The sequence below is a fragment of the Campylobacter novaezeelandiae genome (assembly GCF_018968685.1).
Classification (GTDB): domain Bacteria; phylum Campylobacterota; class Campylobacteria; order Campylobacterales; family Campylobacteraceae; genus Campylobacter_D; species Campylobacter_D novaezeelandiae.
The window spans coordinates 1,457,567-1,477,245 of sequence record NZ_CP076657.1; the positions used below are offsets into that span (position 1 = coordinate 1,457,567).

Consider the following 19,679-nt stretch of genomic DNA (forward strand, 5'->3'; position numbering starts at 1 on the left):
TCAATCTTTGAAATCTAAACAAGGATGATTGAGTTTGATTGAAGTAATAGTTGTGAGACTTATTACTTTAGTACTCTAGAAAGGAGGTGATCCAACCGCAGGTTCTCCTACGGTTACCTTGTTACGACTTCACCCCAGTCGCTGATTCCACTGTGGAAAGTAGCTATTTTAGCATCCTCGCTTCGAGTGAAATCAACTCCCATGGTGTGACGGGCGGTGAGTACAAGACCCGGGAACGTATTCACCGTAGCATGGCTGATCTACGATTACTAGCGATTCCGGCTTCATGCTCTCGAGTTGCAGAGAACAATCCGAACTGGGACATATTTTATAGATTTGCTCCACCTCGCGGTATTGCGTCTCATTGTATATGCCATTGTAGCACGTGTGTCGCCCTGGGCATAAGGGCCATGATGACTTGACGTCGTCCACACCTTCCTCCTCCTTACGAAGGCAGTCTATTTAGAGTGCTCGGCCGAACCGTTAGCAACTAAATACGTGGGTTGCGCTCGTTGCGGGACTTAACCCAACATCTCACGACACGAGCTGACGACAGCCGTGCAGCACCTGTCTCTAAGTTCTAGCAAGCTAGCACCCTCATATCTCTATAAGGTTCTTAGGATATCAAGCCCAGGTAAGGTTCTTCGCGTATCTTCGAATTAAACCACATGCTCCACCGCTTGTGCGGGTCCCCGTCTATTCCTTTGAGTTTTAATCTTGCGACCGTACTCCCCAGGCGGTATGCTTAATGCGTTAGCTGCATTACTGAGATGACTAGCACCCCAACAACTAGCATACATCGTTTAGGGCGTGGACTACCAGGGTATCTAATCCTGTTTGCTCCCCACGCTTTCGCGCCTTAGCGTCAGTTAAGTTCCAGCAGATCGCCTTCGCAATGGGTATTCTTGGTGATATCTACGGATTTTACCCCTACACCACCAATTCCATCTGCCTCTCCCTCACTCTAGATTACCAGTTTCCCAAGCAGTTTAATGGTTAAGCCATTAGATTTCACAAGAGACTTGATAATCCGCCTACGCGCCCTTTACGCCCAGTGATTCCGAGTAACGCTTGCACCCTCCGTATTACCGCGGCTGCTGGCACGGAGTTAGCCGGTGCTTATTCCTTAGGTACCGTCAGAATTCTTCCCTAAGAAAAGGAGTTTACGCTCCGAAAAGTGTCATCCTCCACGCGGCGTTGCTGCGTCAGGGTTTCCCCCATTGCGCAATATTCCCTACTGCTGCCTCCCGTAGGAGTCTGGACCGTGTCTCAGTTCCAGTGTGACTGATCATCCTCTCAGACCAGTTAAGCGTCATAGCCTTGGTAAGCCATTACCTTACCAACTAGCTGATACTATATAGTCTCATCCTACACCGAAAAAACTTTCCCTATTCAACTTATGTTAAATAGGAGTATGGGGTATTAGCACTCATTTCTAAGTGTTGTCCCCCAGTGTAGGGCAGATTAACTATACCTTACTCACCCGTGCGCCACTAATCCACTTCTAGCAAGCTAGAAGCTTCATCGTTCGACTTGCATGTATTAGGCACGCCGCCAGCGTTCACTCTGAGCCAGGATCAAACTCTCCATAATAATTTATAGATAGTTTAATCTTTTTCTTCAAAGAAAAAGTATTTGATTAAAAACTAGTTTAATCTTTATATTTTTTATAATTATAATCTGGCTCAATCGATCACTTATTTAGATTTCAAAGATTGACTATAAGATTTGAAAACAATATTAAATTAAAAGAACAAAACTTTTTTACTTAAAATAAAATAGTGAAAAAATTAAAAATAATATAATCCATAGTTTTTATTTTAAAAATAAAAAACTACTTTTTATCAAAGTATTATTTAATACAACTATTTTATTATTTTAAAAAATGCTTTTAAGGCTTTTTTGTAAAATGTAAAAAAGAAATGAGATTATATTCCTAATAAGCTTAAGGGGAGATTAAATGAGGTTTAGAATTTGGGGTTAATTTGAGAAAAATTTTATTATTTTGTGGTTGTGGTTTATAAAGATCTATGAAATTATAAACTCTCTTGAAATAGATTATTACTTAATATACTTAATATACTTAATATACTTAATATACTTAATATACTTAATATACTTAATATACTTAATATACTTAATATACTTAATATACTTAATATACTTAATATACTTAATATACTTATTTTACTTAATATACTGAATTCAATCTAATATTTTTTAATACTCCAAAATTAAAGCTAAGAGATGGTTTATTAGATATAAATAATATAAACTTGCAAATACTTTATTATTAAAATTACACTTTTTGGCAAGTTAGCTTTATTTGTCATTTTGCACTAAACCAAAAAAACACAAATCATCACTTCACTTTCACTTTATATAAAAAGTTTATCATTCTAATCAAATATTAAAAATAAGGAAAGGTTGATTATGAAAAAATTATTTTTATCTCTTATCGTTACAGGATCTGTAATATTTACAAATCTTTTAGCTGATGGTATTAAAATACAAGGAAGTATTGCAGAAATTTATGATAATAATAAAACAATATTAATTGACGCCATTCACGGTGGTCAAATAGCGATCAAAATTCTACCAAATACTGAAATAGATATGGATGATTGTGGTATATTTGGAATGGATAAAAAAGGAATGTTTAAAGATCTTAAAATAGGAGATTTTTTAGAAGCTAAAGTTTATTACATGTCATCAGCTATTACTCCACCAAGCACAACAATCCCTGCTGCAAGAAAAATAGAAATTGAATGTCGTAAAAAAGCTTATTAATTTTAATAATAAAACCTTTTAGGTTTTATTATCTTGGAAATTTTTAGGTAAACTTTCTACATAAACACTTCTACTTGGAAAAGCAAAGCTTAATCCATTTTTAGCAATTATTCTCATAAATTCTAGCATCAGAGTTTGTCTTGCTTGCCTAAAATCATTTGCTGAAATAGCCTTTGTATAAAAATAAAGCTCTATATTAATACTACTATCAGCAAATTCACTTAAAGCTACATAGCAAGAGTTTTTATATCCTTCTAAATCATTGATGGAAACTAAATTTTGACGATATTTTATCTTAGTATCTCCATATTTTAAAGCATTATCATCAACTTGAGCTACTAAAGGACTATTTTTTAGCAATTCTCTTAGATCATTTACACAAGATTCTAATTGCTCTGGGGTTGCATCATAAGTAACACCAAGATACATTCTTACATGACGTCCCATTTTTCTCTTGCTCCAATTCTTAATATTGGCTCCCATAATAGTTGAATTTGGCAAAAAAACCAAAGAATTATCAAAAGTTCTTATAGTTGTTTTTCTAAGCCCTATTTCAACAACAGTTCCTTCAATACCTGAAATTTCTATCCAATCTCCCTGGTTAAAACTATTATCAAACAAAAGCAAGATAGAAGCGAAGAAATTTGCAATGATATCTTTTGCTGCTAAAGCAACAGCCAAACCACCAATTCCTAAAGAAGCGATAATAGCAGAAATATTAAAACCAAGTTGAGCAAGCATAAAAAGCAAAGCTATAATAATAACAACAAAATATAAAATTTTGATAATTAAATTTACAACTTCTTTTTTATCACTTTTTTTAGCTAAATTTGCAACTAAAACAATACCATATCCATCTAAAATATTAAGAACAAGCCAAGCAATAAGCGCAGCATAAACAATATAAAAAAGATTTGTAAGATCAAAAGAAACAGGAGCTGGATAAAAAGTTATTGTCAAACAAACGCTAATAGCATAAACAATAAGTAAAAATCCTACAGGTTTTTTGATATTTTCAATAAAAATTGTTTTAACCTCATTGGCTTTTGCTTTATTGCGATAAATTAGTTTTACTAGCAGAAAATAAACTATATGAGAAAAAACTTTTCTTAATGAAAAGAAAAAAATAAGAGTTAAAATTGAAATAACAATTTTTCCTGTATTTAAAAAATGAATATTTGCTATTTCATTAATACGATCAATCCAATTTTGAAGTCCTAAAATGCTAAAAAGATAATTGCTCTCAAGTAATTTTGAATTTACTCTTAAATATTTTAAAATTTCATTATAAGAATTAACCGTATTGGCAATTATTTCTTCTTTGTGTGATATTTTTTCTATTTCATTAGGGTTTGTAATTTTTGTTCTATAAACACTTAAATCCATACTAAGAGTTTTTTGCAAATCATTCATCGCTTCGTCGATAACATTTACTATACTTTCACTATCTGCAGCACTTTTAAAAAGATTTTCTAAACTTAACAAAGAAGAATAAAAACTCTCAACGATGTCTAAATAGGCTAAATTTAAAGCTGTATCTACATAAATAAAGCTTTTATCATTGCTACGTTTTAAGGTCTCTTGTAGTTGTTGTTTAATTTTTAAAAAAGATTCTGTAGCCTTTTCGTTTATTCTTTGACTTACAATTACTTGTGGAATTTCTGAAAGAATTTCCTTTTTTTGATCTTCAAGCTCTTTTAAAATACCGCTGTATATGCTACTGTTTGAATCTGTAAATTTTTTGTATTCTTTAATTTGTTCATTTAATTCTACAAATTTTTGAGATAAAGTATAAACGTTTTTTCCATTTAAAATACTCTTGTTAATATCAATAAATTTAAATTCACTATTAGCAAATAAATTTAAAATAAAAAAACATAAAATTAAAAATTTTCTCATAAAATTATCCTTGAATTAAAGTAAAAACTTTAGATTTAAAATTATATTCGTAAATTTCACCTGTTTCGATAATATAATACCAAGCATGAATTTCTAATTTACCCTCCTCAAAAGACTTCAAAACTCCAGGATAGGTTAAAATATTTTGCAAAGAATTAATTAAATTAAGTTTTTCTGTCAACCATGAACGCATTGCTAAATCTTTAGAAAATTTTAAAACATCTTTTTTGATATCTTTAAGAAGTGTAAGCCATTTTTTAACATTGGGCATTTTATCAAGCTCTTTTTTTGGATAATAAAGCGCGCTACACCCCCCGCAATTACTGTGTCCGCAAACAACTATATTTTTAATATGTAAAGAATTTAAAGCATATTCGATTGCAGAAGTTGAAGCTAAAAAGTCATCTCCTACCCTATAAGGAGGGATAATATTTGCAATATTTCTCACAACAAAAAGCTCTCCAGGACCCGTATTAGTAATCAAATGAGGTATAACACGAGAATCAGAACAACCTATAAAAAGCGTATGAGGATTTTGTTTATTTTTTAAACTTGCAAAAAGCTCTTCATGCTCTTTAAAGTCTTCTTGCATAAACTTTATAGCACCCTTAATAAGATCTTTCATATATACCCTAATTTATAAAGTATGAAAGATAAATTATATCAAAAACTATTATATAAATCTAAATATTTTTACTTTTGATTAAAACTTATTTGATAAATTTGTATTTTTAGTTTTAATATTGCAATTAAAATTAAAATAAATTTTTGGAGGATATAATGAGTCTTTATGATAGAGATTATTTAAAATCTAAAGAGCTTGAAACAAGCTACTCAAGCCAACTAAGTATTTTTATCAAACAAACATATCAGCTATTTGCAGCGTCTTTATTGGCAGCTAGTGTTGGTGCTTATGTTGGTATTTTTGCTTTAGCATCTTTTTTTATACAATCTCAAGCAACTTTTTGGATTCTTTTCATTGTTGAAATAGGACTTCTTTTTGCATTACAATGGAAAAAAAGAGAGGCTCCATTAAATTTAATTTTACTTTTTGGGTTTACTTTCTGTTCAGGTCTTACTTTAACACCTTTATTAATTTCCGTTCTTGCATTGCCAACAGGTGCTATTATAATTGCTCAAGCGTTTGCACTTACAACTGTTGCTTTTGGTGCTTTAAGTATTTTTGCTATGAATACAAAAAAAGATTTTACAACAATGGGAAAAGCTTTATTTATAGTTCTTATAGTTATAGTAGCAGCAAGTTTATTAAATATTTTTATTAAAAGTGATATTATAAGCCTTGCTATTTCATCTATTGCGGCGATATTATTTTCTTTTTATATTCTTTATGATACTCAAAATATCATTCGTGGAAATTATGAAACTCCAATTGAAGGTGCCGTAGCACTTTATCTTGACTTTGTAAATCTTTTTGTAAGCTTACTTAACATCCTAAGAAGTTTAAATAATCGTTAATTTGTGGGAAAAATTCCCACAAATTTCTTAATAATTTCAAATCTTTTCAAGTTTAAATAAGTTAAAATATTTTCTTAAAAACAATCACAAATTTAGGAAAAAATATGACAACTCTTTTAATTATTTTGCAGTTTATCATTGTTGTTGTTATTTGTATAGCTGTTTTACTTCAAAAAAGTTCAAGCATAGGACTTGGAGCATATAGTGGGAGCAATGAAAGCTTATTTGGAGCAAAAGGTCCTGCTGGATTTTTAGCAAAATTTACTTTTTTTATGGGAATTGTATTAATAGCTAATACCATCGCTTTAAGCTACATTTACAATACTTCCTCTGGAGACTCTTTAGCTGAAAAAATAACTGTTAAAAATAACTCAAGCATTCCAAATCCACCTATGAGCATCGTTCCTTCTGTGCCAAACAATAACGAAAATAATATTACAAAGTAAAGGATTTAAATGTTAAATGAAATTTTTAATAAACAAAAAGCTCACTGTGAAAAAAGCCTAGAATCATTAAAAAAAGACTTTACTACCTTAAGAACAGGTAAAGTTAATATTCACATTTTAGATCATATACAAGTAGATTATTATGGAAATTTGACACCATTAAATCAAGTTTCAACTGTTTTAGCAAACGATGCTTCCACTATAAGCATTACTCCTTGGGAAAAATCTATGCTTAAAAATATCGAAACTGCAATATCAGCAGCTAATATAGGAGTAAATCCTAATAATGACGGCGAAAGTGTAAAACTTTTCTTTCCTCCTATGACAAAAGAACAAAGAGAAGAAAATGTAAAACACGCTAAAGCTATGGGAGAAAAAGCGAAAATTGCCATAAGAAATATACGCAAAGATGCAAATGATAGTGTAAAAAAAATGGAAAAAGATAAAAGTATCTCAGAAGATGAAGCTAAAAAAGCTTATGATGAAGTGCAAAAACTTACAGATCTTTACATTAGCAAAGTAGATGAAAGTGTAAAAAATAAAGAATCAGAACTATTAAAGGTATAAACTATGAATTTAGAACAAATCTACAAAGATTGCGAAGCTTTATTAGAAGGACATTTTCTACTAAGCTCGGGTAAGCATTCTAAATTCTACTTACAAAGTGCAAAAGTTTTAGAATACCCTAAAAAAGCCCAAGAACTTTGTGATGAATTAGCAAAAATAATCTCTCAATACTCTATAGAATTTGACTCTATTTGTTCTCCTGCTTTAGGAGGATTATTGGCTGGGTACGAATTAGCAAGATCTTGTAATAAACGTTTCATTTTTACAGAAAGAGTAAATGGGGAAATGACTTTAAGACGTGGTTTTGAAGTTAAAAAAAATGAAAAATTTATTATTTGTGAAGATATTATCACAACAGGAGGAAGTGCTTTAGAAAGTGCAAAAATTATAGAAAATTTAGGTGGCAAAGTGGTGGCTTTTGCTGCTTTAGCAAATCGTGGTTTTTGTGCTGTAAAAAATTTAAATACAAAATCAAAAGAAAATGCAAAACTTCCAAATGATATCCCTCTTTTTACCTTGGGTAATTTTGACTTTGAAATTTATGATAATGATAAATGTCCTCTTTGTGATCAAGGTAGCACAGCCATCAAACCTGGAAGTCGTGGAAATTAATGAAAGAAAAAAAAATTAAAGTAAGAGTTGCTTCACGCTTCTTGCGTTTTAAAGCTCTAACTATAGATATTTTTTTACTTTATGTCCCAATTTTATATTTATTTTATTTTATTTTAGGCTCTAAAGATGCTTTTTTACAAAATGGTATCATTACAGCCTTGTGTCCTTTACTATTTGGCTTTATACAAGCTTTATTTTTAGCCAAATCAGCCCAAAGCCCAGGTTTAAAAGCATATGATCTTTATTTGATAGATTTAAAAAGTGGTAAAAAGCCTAAATTTTTAAAAATAATATTAAGATATTTTATATTTTTTATAAGCTTTGGAATGCTAATAGGATTATTTTTTAGCTTTTTTAGGAAAGATGGTTTAAATTTACATGATATATTAACAAGAAGTTGTATTATAAAAAGAAAGGCTTAAAATGAAAAGAAAAAGAATTTACAACCCAAGTTCAAACGAAACTTTAAATGATAGAAAAGTTTTTGATGGAAATCCTCACGGGATTTTAAATTTTACCAAAGCAAAATATACTTGGGCTTTAAAACTTTGGGATGTTATGGAAGCAAACACTTGGTTTCCTAAAGAGGTAGATACCACTAAAGACGCTCTTGATTATCGTTGCAATCTCACTGCGGCTGAAAAAAGAATGTATGATCTTGTATGGTCTCAACTTATTTCTATGGATAGTTTTCAAACTAACAATCTAGCTGATAATATCAACCCTTATATTACAGCTCCTGAAATCAATGCTGTTTTAGCACGTCAAGCTTACGAAGAAGCAAATCATTCAAAATCTTATGCTGTTATGGTAGAAGCAATTTGTGACAATACTGATTTAATTTATGAAATGGAAAAACACGATGAAACCTTAAGAGAAAAAAATGATTTTATTTCAGGAATTTATGAAGAATTAGCAGGTGATGTAGATGATAATAAACTTCTTTTAGCAATGGTAGCAAATCAAATTTTAGAAGGAATTTATTTTTATAGTGGCTTTACTGCGATCTATGCTTTAGCTAGAGCTGGTAAAATGCTAGGATCTGCACAAATGATTCGTTTTATCCAAAGAGATGAAATCACTCATTTGCTTTTATTTCAAAATATGATTAATTCAACGCGTAAAGAAAGACCAGATCTTTTTAACGATAAAAATATCAATAAAATTTATGAAATGTTTAAAAAAGCTGGAGAACTTGAAATCAAATGGGGAAAATATATCACTCAAAATCAAATTATGGGCTTTACAGATGATATTATAGAAGAATATATCCATTATTTAATAGATCAAAGATTATTAGCAATCAATCTTGATAAAATCTACAATGCAAGTCATCCTATCAAATGGGTAGATGATTTTTCTAAATTCAATGATCAAAAAAGCAATTTCTTTGAAAGTAAAGTAACCAACTACTCAAAAGGTAGCATAAGTTTTGATGATTTTTAATCAATGAAAGAACAAAAAAAACAAAATTTAGCCTTGCTTTGTGATTTTTATGAATTCACAATGGCACAAGGCTATTTTCTAAAAAAACTAGAAAATGAACTTTGTTATTTTGAAGTTTTTTTCAGAAAAATACCAGATAATGGTCCTTTTGCTATATTTGCTGGACTCGAAAGTATTTTAGAATTTATTGAAAATTTACATTTTGATAAAGAAGATATAGAATTTTTAAGAAAACAAGAAATTTTTTGTGAAGAATTTTTAGAATATCTAAGCCGTTTTAAATTTATGGGCACAATTTATTCTATAAATGAAGGCGAGATCATCTTTCCAAATGAACCTTTGATGATTATTAAAGCAAATCCTATAGAAGCACAACTTTTAGAAACTTTCATACTTTTAAATATCAATCACCAAAGTCTTATAGCCACTAAAGCAAATCGTATAAAAAGAGCAGCGAAACATGTTCTTGTTTTTGAATTTGGTGCACGCAGGGCACACGGGAGTGAAGCGGCTATCAATGGGGCAAGATCGGCTTATATTGCTGGTTTTGATGGAACTTCTTGCACTTTAAGTGCTAAAATCTACGATATAAAAGCTATAGGAACTATGGCACATTCTTGGATACAAATGTTTAATGACGAATACGAAGCTTTTATCACTTACCTTAAACTCTATCCAAATCAACCCATTTTACTCATCGATACCTATGATGTAAAAAAAGGTCTTTTAAATGCCATTAATGCTTTTAAATCTTTAAATATCACAAAAGGTGCTGTGCGTTTAGACTCTGGAGATCTTTTAAATTTAAGTAAATTTATAAGAAAAGAACTCGATCTTGCAGGGCTTAAAGAATGCAAAATAATAGCTTCAAATTCTTTAGATGAATTTATTATAGAAGATCTAGTTTCAAATAACGCCCCTATTGATGCTTATGGAGTAGGAGAAAGACTTATAACCGCAAAAAGCGATCCTATATTTGGTTGTGTATATAAGCTTGTAGCAACTCAAAAAGATGAAATCATAAAACCCAAAATCAAAATAAGCGAAAATTCCAAAAAAACTATTTATCCACATTTAAAAAAACTTTATAGAATTTATGATAAAAACTCACACAAAGCTCTTTATGATAAGCTTTTAATATATGATGAAAAAATTATTCTTAAAAAAGAACACTATGCAAAAGAACTTTTAAATTTAGTATTTAAAGATGGAAAAAGGATTAAAGAAAAAAAAGATTTAGAAGAAATTAGATCCTATGTTACACAAGGACTTAAAGCCCTAGATCCTAATTTTTTATCATTAAAATCCAAAACAAAATATAAACTTAAATTTTCAAATAAACTTTTAAAAATCAAAAATTCTCTAACTAAAACAATCTGAGAATTTTTCAAGCATTAAATTTTTTGCTACAATTTTTTTTTTAAATTTAAGGAGTGAAAATGAATCCATTTGAACAAAAACGTGTAAAAACTATGGCTGAAGAAATTGACAAAAAGATCTTTATCAACGAAGAACTTTTTAATGCCTTTTGTGAAGTCCCGCGTGAAATTTTTTCTCCTCTAAAAGCTCATGCATATCGTTTAGATGCTTTGCCTTTAGCAAATTCTCAGTGGATAAGTTCTCCTTTAACTGTTGCAAAAATGACCATGGCCTTAAATTTTAAAGATGCTGATAGCGTTTTAGAAATAGGATGTGGTAGCGGATATCAAGCAGCGATTTTAAGTCGTGTTATAAGAAGGGTTTTTACAATAGAACGCATAGAAAATCTTGCCAAAAGTGCTTCAAATACTTTTAGAACTTTAGGTTTTAGCAATATTAATGTGCGTTATGATGATGGACAAAATGGCTGGAAAAACTACGCGCCTTATGATAGAATTTTATTTTCAGCTTATGCTACTTCTATACCTGAAATCATACTTGATCAACTAAGCGATAATGGAGTATTGGTAGCTCCTATACTTCAAAATGGCAAACAATACATTACAAGATTAACCAAAAATGGAACCTCTTTACAAAAAGAAATTTTAGAAGAATGTTTATTTGTCCCTATTTTAGATGGAAAAGAGTGATTTAAAACTCAATTTAGCACTCAAGGTGGAACTGTTTTTAATCCTAATAATGTTCCAAATCAAAATCAAACTGTAATATTTTGGGGACATGAAAGTAAGCCTGTTACTTTAGATATTACTTTAAATGGTATTAATATTAAAAATGAAAGTATTAAAAGTTTAGATGAAGCTATAGCTTATATTAACACCTTTACAGCCCCTAATGATAATAGAGAGGGAACAGGAGTTAAGGCTGTTAGAAATAAAGATGGTAGTGGTATAGATTTTATTAATACTAATTCTGATGGCACTACTGATAATATGAAAAATATTGATTTACAAGTAAATGATACTAACTCAGCTGGGGAGTTGTGTAATATTAGGGTTAAAAAAGAAGGCGGCAAACAAGTATTTGATTGGGAAAATACTCAACTTAGACCAGCTGGAAATCCTATAAATAAGGATCAAGGAACACATTGGATAGCAGGAACTGCTGCACAAAATCAGAATAAAGTTCAAGTGATTACAGCACATAAATACGTTTATAGTTCAACTCCTGTTGATTTAAAACCTATGTATAATCCAGATGGAGGAGCTTCATTTAATGCAAATAATCAAAATACCCCAGGAACAGCTGAGAATAATTATTGGTCAGCTATACAAGGAGGACTTTTAAATACAGAAGTAAGAACTTTTCATACTACTGAAGATTTAAGAGAACTTTTACAAAGAGATGCAAGATATGGGGTTGATTATGATGGAAATGGGACATTTGCTGCAGCAGATGTAAATGAAAATGTTAAAGTAGTTGTAAATTCTTCAGGAGCTTTTTCTATCACTAATGTTAATGAAAGTTCAAATAGTCCAACGCTTGTTACAGGGGGTCAAGGACCATTAAATTTTGGACCTCATAATATGAATTTTAATATCACAGCTTATACAGATGAGAGAGGATGCAAAATACTCTACAAACTCTTTAGGTGTTAGTGCTTTTAATCCTAATTTACAACAAAATCAAACAGCAGCTTTCTGGGGAAATGGTGATCAAAAAACAAAATTAAGTATAGTTTTAAATGGAGTAAAGATAGAAAATGATAACATATCAAGTATAGATGAAGCTATAACTTATATTAATACCTTGGTATAAATTTTTAATGTCACACTTTATTTCAACATTTTCAATGCGAAACAAAGTGTGACATTATCCCACCCACCCACCCAAAATAAATTTAAAATTGGAACAAAAATTGCTTAGTATTTTTTCGAATAATTTTAAGCAATACTTTATAAAGGATTTAATTATGATGAGATCACTTTGGTCCGGAGTTAGCGGACTTCAAGCACACCAAATTGCAATGGACGTTGAAGGTAATAACATTTCAAACGTTAATACAGCAGGTTTTAAATACTCTCGTGCTGATTTTGGAACTATGTTTAGCCAAACAGTAAAAATTGCCACAGCTCCAACTGATGGAAGAGGGGGACAAAACCCTTTACAAATAGGGCTTGGAACTTCAGTTAGCTCCACAACAAGAATTCACTCTCAAGGTTCAGTTCAAACCACCGATAAAAATACTGACGTTGCGATCAATGGAGATGGGTTTTTTATGGTAAGTGATGATGGTGGTCTTACAAACTACCTTACACGTGCAGGGGATTTTAAACTTGACGCTTATGGGAATTTTGTTAATAATGCAGGTTTTGTTGTCCAAGGTTGGAATATCGACTGGGATACTCAAAGCATTGATTCTTCAAGAAGTCCAAAAAATATTTTCATCGATCCAGGCATGCACATCCCTGCAGCACAATCAACCGAAGTAGCTATTAAAGCAAATCTTAACAGCGGGCTTAATATAGGAACAGCCAGCAGACCATTATATGCCCTAGATTCTGTTCACGGATATAATAGCAAAACAAATGAAACTAAAGATGAAAATGATACAGGAACTACTCAATTTTATACCACTTCTAAAAATTCAGTTGAAGTTACAGAAAAAGGTGTTGATGCAGCATCTTTATTTAATGCTAATGGACAAGGCTTAAATTTAAGAGATGGACAAGGTATTTGGGTATCTTATGCAGATGCAAAATACTCTACAAACTCTTTAGGTGTTAGTGCTTTTAATCCTAATTTACAACAAAATCAAACAGCAGCTTTCTGGGGAAATGGTGATCAAAAAACAAAATTAAGTATAGTTTTAAATGGAGTAAAGATAGAAAATGATAACATATCAAGTATAGATGAAGCTATAACTTATATTAATACTTTTACAGCCCCTAATGACACAAGACAAGGCACAGGAGTTAAAGCAGTAAAAAATTCTGATGGTAGTGGTATAGATTTTATCAATGATAATTCAGATGGTACTACTGATAATATGAAAAATATCAATCTTGTAGTAAATTCTGATAATACAGCAGGTGAAGTTTGGACAGCAACTTGGACAGCAGGGCAAGATGGAGCAGAAGGTTCATTTGCATATCAACAAGTGCAACAAAATAATGCTTCTTTATGGACAGCTACAGGTGGTAATACCGGACAAGATGCTCTAACAGGTGGTAGAAATGCACAAGTTATAACAGCTCATAAATATATCTATAGTTCTTCACCTCAAACCCTTCCTCCTATGTATAATCCTGATGGAGGTTATGCTTATGTTCCAGGAACAAATGGGGGAGCAGGAAATCCTACTTGGAATGGTACAGATACAAATGTTATTGGTTCACAAAATTATTACAATGCTGTAATGAATGGTTCTTTATTAAACACTGAAGTAAGAACTTTTCATACTACTGAAGATTTAAGAGAACTTTTACAAAGAGATGCAAGATATGGGGTTGATTATGATGGAAATGGGACATTTGCTGCAGCAGATGTAAATGAAAATGTTAAAGTAGTTGTAAATTCTTCAGGAGCTTTTTCTATCACTAATGTTAATGAAAGTTCAAATAGTCCAACGCTTGTTACAGGGGGTCAAGGACCATTAAATTTTGGACCTCATAATATGAATTTTAATATCACAGCTTATACAGATGAGAGAGGAACTGTAAGCACTAATGATGCCTTTACAAAAATCTTTAAAGGACTTGATGGATCTTTCCCTGCTGGAAATCAAGTAAAACAAAGCGAACTTTTAAAGCTTAGTGCTTTTTCGGCCGGACTTGAAATTTATGACTCTTTAGGATCAAAACATACTTTAGAAGTGCAATTTGTAAAACAAAGCACCACTCAAGATGGTGGTAATGAATGGCAAATGATTATCCGTGTTCCAGAACCTGCAGAGATTAATACTACAGGCGAAGGTCCAAATAATATCATAGTAGGAACAGCAAGATTTAACAATGATGGCTCTTTGTCAAATTACAATCCAAGAACGATTAATTTTTCACCAAATAATGGTGCAGCTCCAAATCAACAAATCAAGCTTTCCTTTGGAACAAGTGGAAGTAATGATGGTCTTGTAAGTTCTAACTCAGCTTCAGCTCTTACCAATCAAGCCACAGATGGCTACACTTCAGGAAACTTAAAACCTGATGCAATACGCGTTGATGATAAAGGAAATATCTTAGGTGAATTTACAAATGGAAAAACCTTTGCAGTAGCAAAAATAGCTATGGCTTCAGTAGCAAATAACTCAGGTCTTGAAGAAATAGGCGGAAATCTTTTCAAAGTTACTGCAAATAGTGGAAATATAGTAGTTGGAGAAGCTGGAACAGGTGGACGTGGGGAGATGAAAACCTCAGCGCTTGAAATGTCAAACGTGGATTTAAGCCGTTCTTTAACTGAGCTTATCATTATCCAAAGGGGTTATCAAGCAAACTCTAAAACTATTTCAACTAGCGATCAAATGCTTCAAACTTTGATCCAATTAAAACAATAATCAAACTTTATCCTTTTTGGATAAAGTTTTTATCTAAGTTAATCTTAGATAAAAATCTTGCTTTGCAAGCCTACTTTTAGTGGTTTTACAATACAAGATTTATACGTAGGCTTGATGCCTTCAATTATTGCTAACTCACCTTTTGGTGGGTTGCAATTTAATTGATACTTTTTATAAATTTAAAAATATAAAAAAGCAAATACTACACAAAAACTTATCTTTTAGCTTTAATTTATAAATTAATAAAGCAAAAATTAATCTTTTATAAGTATGATAAAAGATTTAATACTTTTTAAGGAAATTATATGCTCTTAAGTAATCCCATTATTATAAGTGTTATTTTAATGACTTTACTTTGTATTTTTCGTTTTAATGTCTTACTTAGCCTTTTAATCTCTGCTTTAGTAGCTGGAATGCTTTCTCACTTATCTATGGTCGAAACTATGGATATCTTAATAGGTGGTATGAAAGAAAATTTAAAAACTGCTCTAAGCTATATTTTACTAGGGGCTATTGCAGCTGCCATTTCTAAAACAAATTTAACCGCTTACTTAATCAAAATCGTAAGTCATTTTATTTCACATAAAAAATATTTTTTACTAATTTCTTTAACAATTATTTCTTGTTTTTCACAAAATTTAGTGCCTATACACGTGGCTTTTATACCGCTTTTAATCCCGCCTCTTTTAAGCCTTTTTAATCGCTTAAAAATTGATCGTAGAGCGGTAGCTTGTGCCTTAACTTTTGGACTTACTACTCCTTATATGGTATTGCCTGTGGGTTTTGGACTCACTTTTCAAGACTTGATAAAAGATAATATTGCTTCTAATGGAGTCAATATATCTTTAAATGATGTTACCAATACTATGTATCTAGCTGCTTTTTGTATGATACTTGGACTTTTTTTGGCTATTTTTGTTTTTTATAGAAAACCAAGAGAATACAAAGAGATAGAATTTTCTAAAGTAGATTTTGACAATCTTAAAATGACTCGTAAAGAATGGGGAGTTTTAGCAGGACTTGTTGTAACCTTAATCTGTCAAATTGCTACAATGAATTTACCTTTATCTGGACTTTTAGGTTTTGTTTTGATGGTAGCTTTAGGCGGAGTGGAGTATAAAAAAATCGATTTAATTTTTGATGACGGTTTAAAAATGATGGGCTTTATAGCCTTTGTTATACTCGTAGCAGCTGGATATGGAGAAGTTTTAAAACAAAGTGGCGCTGTAAATGAGCTTGTAAATTCTGTTGTTCCTTTTATGAAAGAAAGTAAATTTTTAGCTATTTTTATAATGCTTTTAATAGGGCTTTTAATCACTATGGGCATAGGAACTTCTTTTGGAACTATACCTATCATTACAACTCTTTTTGTTCCTATTTGTTTAGAATTAAATTTTTCTCTTGCTTTAATAGTCTTTATAATAGGAGTTGCAGGAGCACTTGGTGATGCAGGAAGTCCAGCAAGCGAAACCACAATGGGTGTTAGTGTAGGACTTAATGCTGATAAACAGCACGATCACATTAAAGATACTTGTATCCCTACTTTTATCTTTTATAATGGAACTTTATTGTTTATTGGAAGTGTGATAGCACTCTTTTTATAGAATTTTTAGAAACTTTTTATAATGGGTATAGGAACTTCTTTTGAAACTATACCTATTATCACAACTCTTTTTGTTCCTATTTGTTTAGAATTAAATTTTTCTCTTGCTTTAATAGTCTTTATAATAGGAGTTGCAGGAGCACTTGGTGATGCAGGAAGTCCAGCAAGCGAAACCACAATGGGTGTTAGTGTAGGACTTAATGCTGATAAACAGCACGATCACATTAAGATAAATAAAACTTTTTATTTATTAGAAGCAAGAAGGTGTAGGAATTTTAATGCTTTTGACCAAAAGCATTAATTATCCTTCCTTATATAAACAATGCTCAAATATAAATTTATGATCCTCTGGCAAGGCTTTAAATAAAGCATTAGCTAAATTTCTTATTTCCCAAAGAGCTGATTTTGAACTTCTAAGAGCGATAAAATTTTGTAAACTTCTTGCATTAATGCTTAAAGTAAGTTCTGTTTTATAGCTTTCTGGTAAGCAGTATTTAGCAATGTCTAAACTAATGCTTTTTTGCAAAATAAGACGCAAATTTTCTAAAGCTTTTATACTAGCATTATCTACCTCTTCATTGCCACAAAGAACGAGATAGCGGCTTGCATTCTCAAAATCTCCAATTTTAAACTCATCTTCATTTCTAAGTTCTTTTAAAGTGTAGCGTGTGCTTTTTACGCTAGGGCTAGTATGACGATGGCGCGCAACCTCTTGCAAACAAGCCCTAGAAATCCCTTGTATATAAAAAGTATAGTTTAAATGTTCTAAAGTAGAAGAATGTTTAAATTTATTGCCTACACGATCTATTAATTCTTTATCTTTTTCTCCTCCGCAATCACCCTTATCAAAACTTTGCCAACAAGTTCTAGTAGCGTGAGAACATACAAAAAGTGGTGTGTGATGAAGTAAAGTAATCTGCATAAAAACTCCTTAATTTTTGAAATTTTAGCATATATTATCTTTTATTTTTAAAATTTTATTTTCAAAACCTCTTTTTATAAGTTCATTCTCTAGTGCGCAAATATGTTTTAAAAAACTTTGCCTTTGAAGGCTCAATAAACCCTTAACTAGTCTAAAATACTCTATAAATTCTTCAATAAAGAGTAAATTTTTTCTTAAAAGTTCTTCTTCGTTTTTAACATTTATCACAGAAATTTTTGCCAAACTAAGCTCAAGCTGAAAAGAACTAGGTTGCAAAAGCCCTAAAAGATCTTTAAAATTAAATAATTCTTGTTTTAAACACTCTAAATCTTTGATTGTCTTTTTTGTTTGCTCTAAATCAAGGTGGCTTTGTTCTATATAAGCTATCTTTTGACTGATTTTATCAACAAATTTTTTACAATTTTTTATACTTTTGATAATTTTTACAAAAGCTTTTAATAAAAATTCACTCTGCTTAGCAAAACTTAATACACTTAAAGGTAAATAAGATTTTTTTGTATCTTTTAAAAGCTCTTTAATACACAAAGAAAAAGGTTTTTCTATGCTTCCTTCTATCCTTAATCCACCTTCTGTGGCATTATAAACTTCTATGCCATAACATTTTGCCTCATTTATCATTTGTTCTAAAACTTGCTTAAAATAAACCCATGCTTCTTGAGTTTTAGCCTGTGTTTTTCCTCCATAAGCTAAAGCCTTTAAACCTTTATAGTTGCTACTCTCATATTTTGGAGTATGTTTATAATCTTTTGGGTGGGAATCTCCCTCATCATTAAAGGCTAAATCTTGACCTATAAAAATAATATTTTTAAATGCCAAATTCAAAGCTATCACAAAAGCTAAATGCGCCACGCTAACTGAGTAAAAAACATAAGAAAAAGGTTTTAAGTCAAGATAAAAAGCAAAAAGATAATCCCTTGGTATAAGCATAAAAGAACGATTGTTTTTTCTAAAAATTCACAAGCCTTAGGAGATGCCACTCCTGCTAAAATAAAAGTTATATCTTTATCAAATTCTTTAAAGTCATTATTAAAAAATTCAGCCGTAAAATCAGTTCTTTCCACCATGCAAACATAATCAGGTTTAATGCCCTCTTTGGCTAAAATAGGATAGGCGCTATCAGCACAAAAATTATAGCTTTTTTCATTTTCTTTAAGCAAAGGGAGTTGCTTTGTTAAGCTAGGCCCAGTTGATACTATGATAGCATTCTCAAAAGACTTGCAACGATCTTGAATGAGATTTGTAAAACTAGGGCGCGTAATCATTTTGGGCAAATTGATTATAAAATTTTCTAAACCCATTAAAACATCTTTTGGATCATTTCCATTAGTTAGAATTTCTTTTTTAAAATAAGACATTATCGTTTCATTGACTTTTAAAATATCTTCTTGAAATTTAAAATAATACTCACTCATTAATTCTAGATGATAAACTTTTGCATATCTTACAAAAACAGGAGTAGAACAAAAATTAGCATAGTCATTTATGCTCATTTTGTCGGTATAAAAAATAATTAATCTTTGCTCTTTTAAAAAACTAGAAAAATCAAATAAGTGAAATACTATATAAAGAATTTCTAATTCTTTTTCAAAAACAATAATATGCCTATGATTTGTGTTTTAAAGCAAAGCCTTAAGCAAAACTCCATTCCCAAAACCATAAAATAAAGTATTGGATAAAATGCAAAATGAGTTTGATATTTTATAAGCTTTTCATTAAGCTCACTTAAAACATCTTTATAAAGGCTCTTACTCCCCCCCCTATAATATTAATATCTAAATTATGCTTTCCTAAAATAATCTTAAATTTAAGGGTTTTAAGCTGACTTAAATCTTGTTTTAAAATAGGATTTTTTAAGGCTTTTAGGTTTTTATCAAAGAGAGCTTTTTGAGTATTTGTAAAATTCATATTTTTCCTTAAAAAATTATAAATTCTTACACAAAATTACTTTATAAATAATAAAATAAAAAG

The 19,679-nt window shown here is 30.8% G+C and carries 18 protein-coding genes, 1 rRNA gene and 2 pseudogenes; 14 read left to right on the forward strand and 7 right to left on the reverse strand.

Going from position 1 to position 19,679, the window contains the following annotated elements; translation table 11 throughout:
• Nucleotides 1-79: 79 nt before the first annotated feature.
• Nucleotides 80-1,593: ribosomal RNA gene (locus CNZW441b_RS07400) — 16S ribosomal RNA — on the reverse strand.
• A gap of 840 nt (nucleotides 1,594-2,433) precedes the next feature.
• Here CNZW441b_RS07400 and CNZW441b_RS07405 point away from each other — a divergent pair.
• Nucleotides 2,434-2,790, forward strand: a complete 357-nt coding sequence (locus tag CNZW441b_RS07405) for a hypothetical protein (protein WP_216681389.1) — start codon at nucleotides 2,434-2,436, stop codon at nucleotides 2,788-2,790.
• Between the two features lie 18 nt (nucleotides 2,791-2,808).
• On the opposite strand, the gene CNZW441b_RS07410 is transcribed toward CNZW441b_RS07405, so the two are convergent.
• Both CNZW441b_RS07410 and CNZW441b_RS07415 read right to left on the reverse strand, forming a co-directional pair.
• On the reverse strand, nucleotides 2,809-4,689 hold the full coding sequence (locus tag CNZW441b_RS07410; RefSeq protein WP_216681390.1) for a mechanosensitive ion channel family protein: 1,881 nt from the start codon (nucleotides 4,687-4,689) through the stop codon (nucleotides 2,809-2,811).
• Nucleotides 4,690-4,693: 4 nt separating this feature from the next.
• Entirely contained in the window at nucleotides 4,694-5,314 is a 621-nt protein-coding gene (locus CNZW441b_RS07415; protein WP_216681391.1) for a carbonic anhydrase, read from the reverse strand.
• A gap of 155 nt (nucleotides 5,315-5,469) precedes the next feature.
• Here CNZW441b_RS07415 and CNZW441b_RS07420 point away from each other — a divergent pair, with 155 nt between their 5' ends.
• The 13 genes and pseudogenes from CNZW441b_RS07420 to CNZW441b_RS07480 all read left to right on the forward strand — a co-directional run.
• Nucleotides 5,470-6,165, forward strand: coding sequence for a Bax inhibitor-1/YccA family protein (locus CNZW441b_RS07420; protein WP_200218355.1), 696 nt, complete (start codon nucleotides 5,470-5,472; stop codon nucleotides 6,163-6,165).
• A gap of 104 nt (nucleotides 6,166-6,269) precedes the next feature.
• Entirely contained in the window at nucleotides 6,270-6,611 is a 342-nt protein-coding gene (gene secG, locus CNZW441b_RS07425) for a preprotein translocase subunit SecG (protein WP_131163449.1), read from the forward strand.
• A 9-nt stretch (nucleotides 6,612-6,620) separates the two neighbouring features.
• Complete coding sequence (frr, locus tag CNZW441b_RS07430; RefSeq protein ID WP_216681392.1) at nucleotides 6,621-7,178, forward strand: ribosome recycling factor; 558 nt, start codon at nucleotides 6,621-6,623, stop codon at nucleotides 7,176-7,178.
• Between the two features lie 3 nt (nucleotides 7,179-7,181).
• The gene (gene pyrE, locus CNZW441b_RS07435; RefSeq protein ID WP_131186950.1) at nucleotides 7,182-7,790 is read left to right on the forward strand and encodes an orotate phosphoribosyltransferase; all 609 of its coding nucleotides are present in this window, start codon (nucleotides 7,182-7,184) and stop codon (nucleotides 7,788-7,790) included.
• Complete coding sequence (locus CNZW441b_RS07440) at nucleotides 7,790-8,212, forward strand: RDD family protein (protein ID WP_216681393.1); 423 nt, start codon at nucleotides 7,790-7,792, stop codon at nucleotides 8,210-8,212. Before pyrE ends, CNZW441b_RS07440 begins: the two co-directional genes overlap by 1 nt.
• A 1-nt stretch (nucleotide 8,213) precedes the next feature.
• On the forward strand, nucleotides 8,214-9,236 hold the full coding sequence (locus tag CNZW441b_RS07445) for a ribonucleotide-diphosphate reductase subunit beta (RefSeq protein WP_131163445.1): 1,023 nt from the start codon (nucleotides 8,214-8,216) through the stop codon (nucleotides 9,234-9,236).
• A 3-nt stretch (nucleotides 9,237-9,239) separates the two neighbouring features.
• Nucleotides 9,240-10,616 (forward strand): nicotinate phosphoribosyltransferase, encoded by a 1,377-nt coding sequence (locus tag CNZW441b_RS07450; RefSeq protein ID WP_131163444.1) that lies wholly within the window; start codon nucleotides 9,240-9,242, stop codon nucleotides 10,614-10,616.
• Between the two features lie 59 nt (nucleotides 10,617-10,675).
• Entirely contained in the window at nucleotides 10,676-11,305 is a 630-nt protein-coding gene (locus CNZW441b_RS07455; protein ID WP_131163443.1) for a protein-L-isoaspartate(D-aspartate) O-methyltransferase, read from the forward strand.
• A gap of 33 nt (nucleotides 11,306-11,338) precedes the next feature.
• Nucleotides 11,339-12,238 (forward strand): annotated as a pseudogene (locus tag CNZW441b_RS07460) (flagellar hook protein FlgE); the annotation flags it as partial.
• Nucleotides 12,228-12,431: a hypothetical protein gene (locus CNZW441b_RS07465; RefSeq protein WP_216681395.1), complete on the forward strand. Its 204-nt coding sequence runs from the start codon at nucleotides 12,228-12,230 to the stop codon at nucleotides 12,429-12,431. The pseudogene CNZW441b_RS07460 and the gene CNZW441b_RS07465, both read left to right, overlap by 11 nt.
• A 154-nt stretch (nucleotides 12,432-12,585) precedes the next feature.
• A complete protein-coding gene (gene flgE / locus CNZW441b_RS07470; RefSeq protein ID WP_131163194.1) occupies nucleotides 12,586-15,165 on the forward strand; it encodes a flagellar hook protein FlgE in 2,580 nt (859 codons plus the stop codon).
• 305 nt (nucleotides 15,166-15,470) lie between these two features.
• Nucleotides 15,471-16,769: a Na+/H+ antiporter family protein gene (locus tag CNZW441b_RS07475; RefSeq protein ID WP_131186447.1), complete on the forward strand. Its 1,299-nt coding sequence runs from the start codon at nucleotides 15,471-15,473 to the stop codon at nucleotides 16,767-16,769.
• A 12-nt stretch (nucleotides 16,770-16,781) separates the two neighbouring features.
• Nucleotides 16,782-17,069: pseudogene (locus CNZW441b_RS07480) on the forward strand (Na+/H+ antiporter NhaC family protein); the annotation flags it as partial.
• On the opposite strand, the gene thyX reads toward CNZW441b_RS07480, so the two are convergent.
• The 4 genes from thyX to CNZW441b_RS07500 form a co-directional block, all read right to left on the reverse strand.
• Entirely contained in the window at nucleotides 17,070-17,690 is a 621-nt protein-coding gene (thyX, locus tag CNZW441b_RS07485) for an FAD-dependent thymidylate synthase (RefSeq protein ID WP_216681396.1), read from the reverse strand.
• Between the two features lie 24 nt (nucleotides 17,691-17,714).
• Nucleotides 17,715-18,638 (reverse strand): motility associated factor glycosyltransferase family protein, encoded by a 924-nt coding sequence (locus CNZW441b_RS07490; protein WP_131163197.1) that lies wholly within the window; start codon nucleotides 18,636-18,638, stop codon nucleotides 17,715-17,717.
• Complete coding sequence (locus tag CNZW441b_RS07495) at nucleotides 18,593-19,201, reverse strand: 6-hydroxymethylpterin diphosphokinase MptE-like protein (protein WP_131163198.1); 609 nt, start codon at nucleotides 19,199-19,201, stop codon at nucleotides 18,593-18,595. The genes CNZW441b_RS07490 and CNZW441b_RS07495 overlap by 46 nt, the downstream gene beginning before the upstream one ends.
• Nucleotides 19,202-19,433: 232 nt before the next feature.
• Entirely contained in the window at nucleotides 19,434-19,616 is a 183-nt protein-coding gene (locus tag CNZW441b_RS07500; RefSeq protein WP_216681397.1) for a hypothetical protein, read from the reverse strand.
• Between the last annotated feature and the right edge of the window lie 63 nt (nucleotides 19,617-19,679).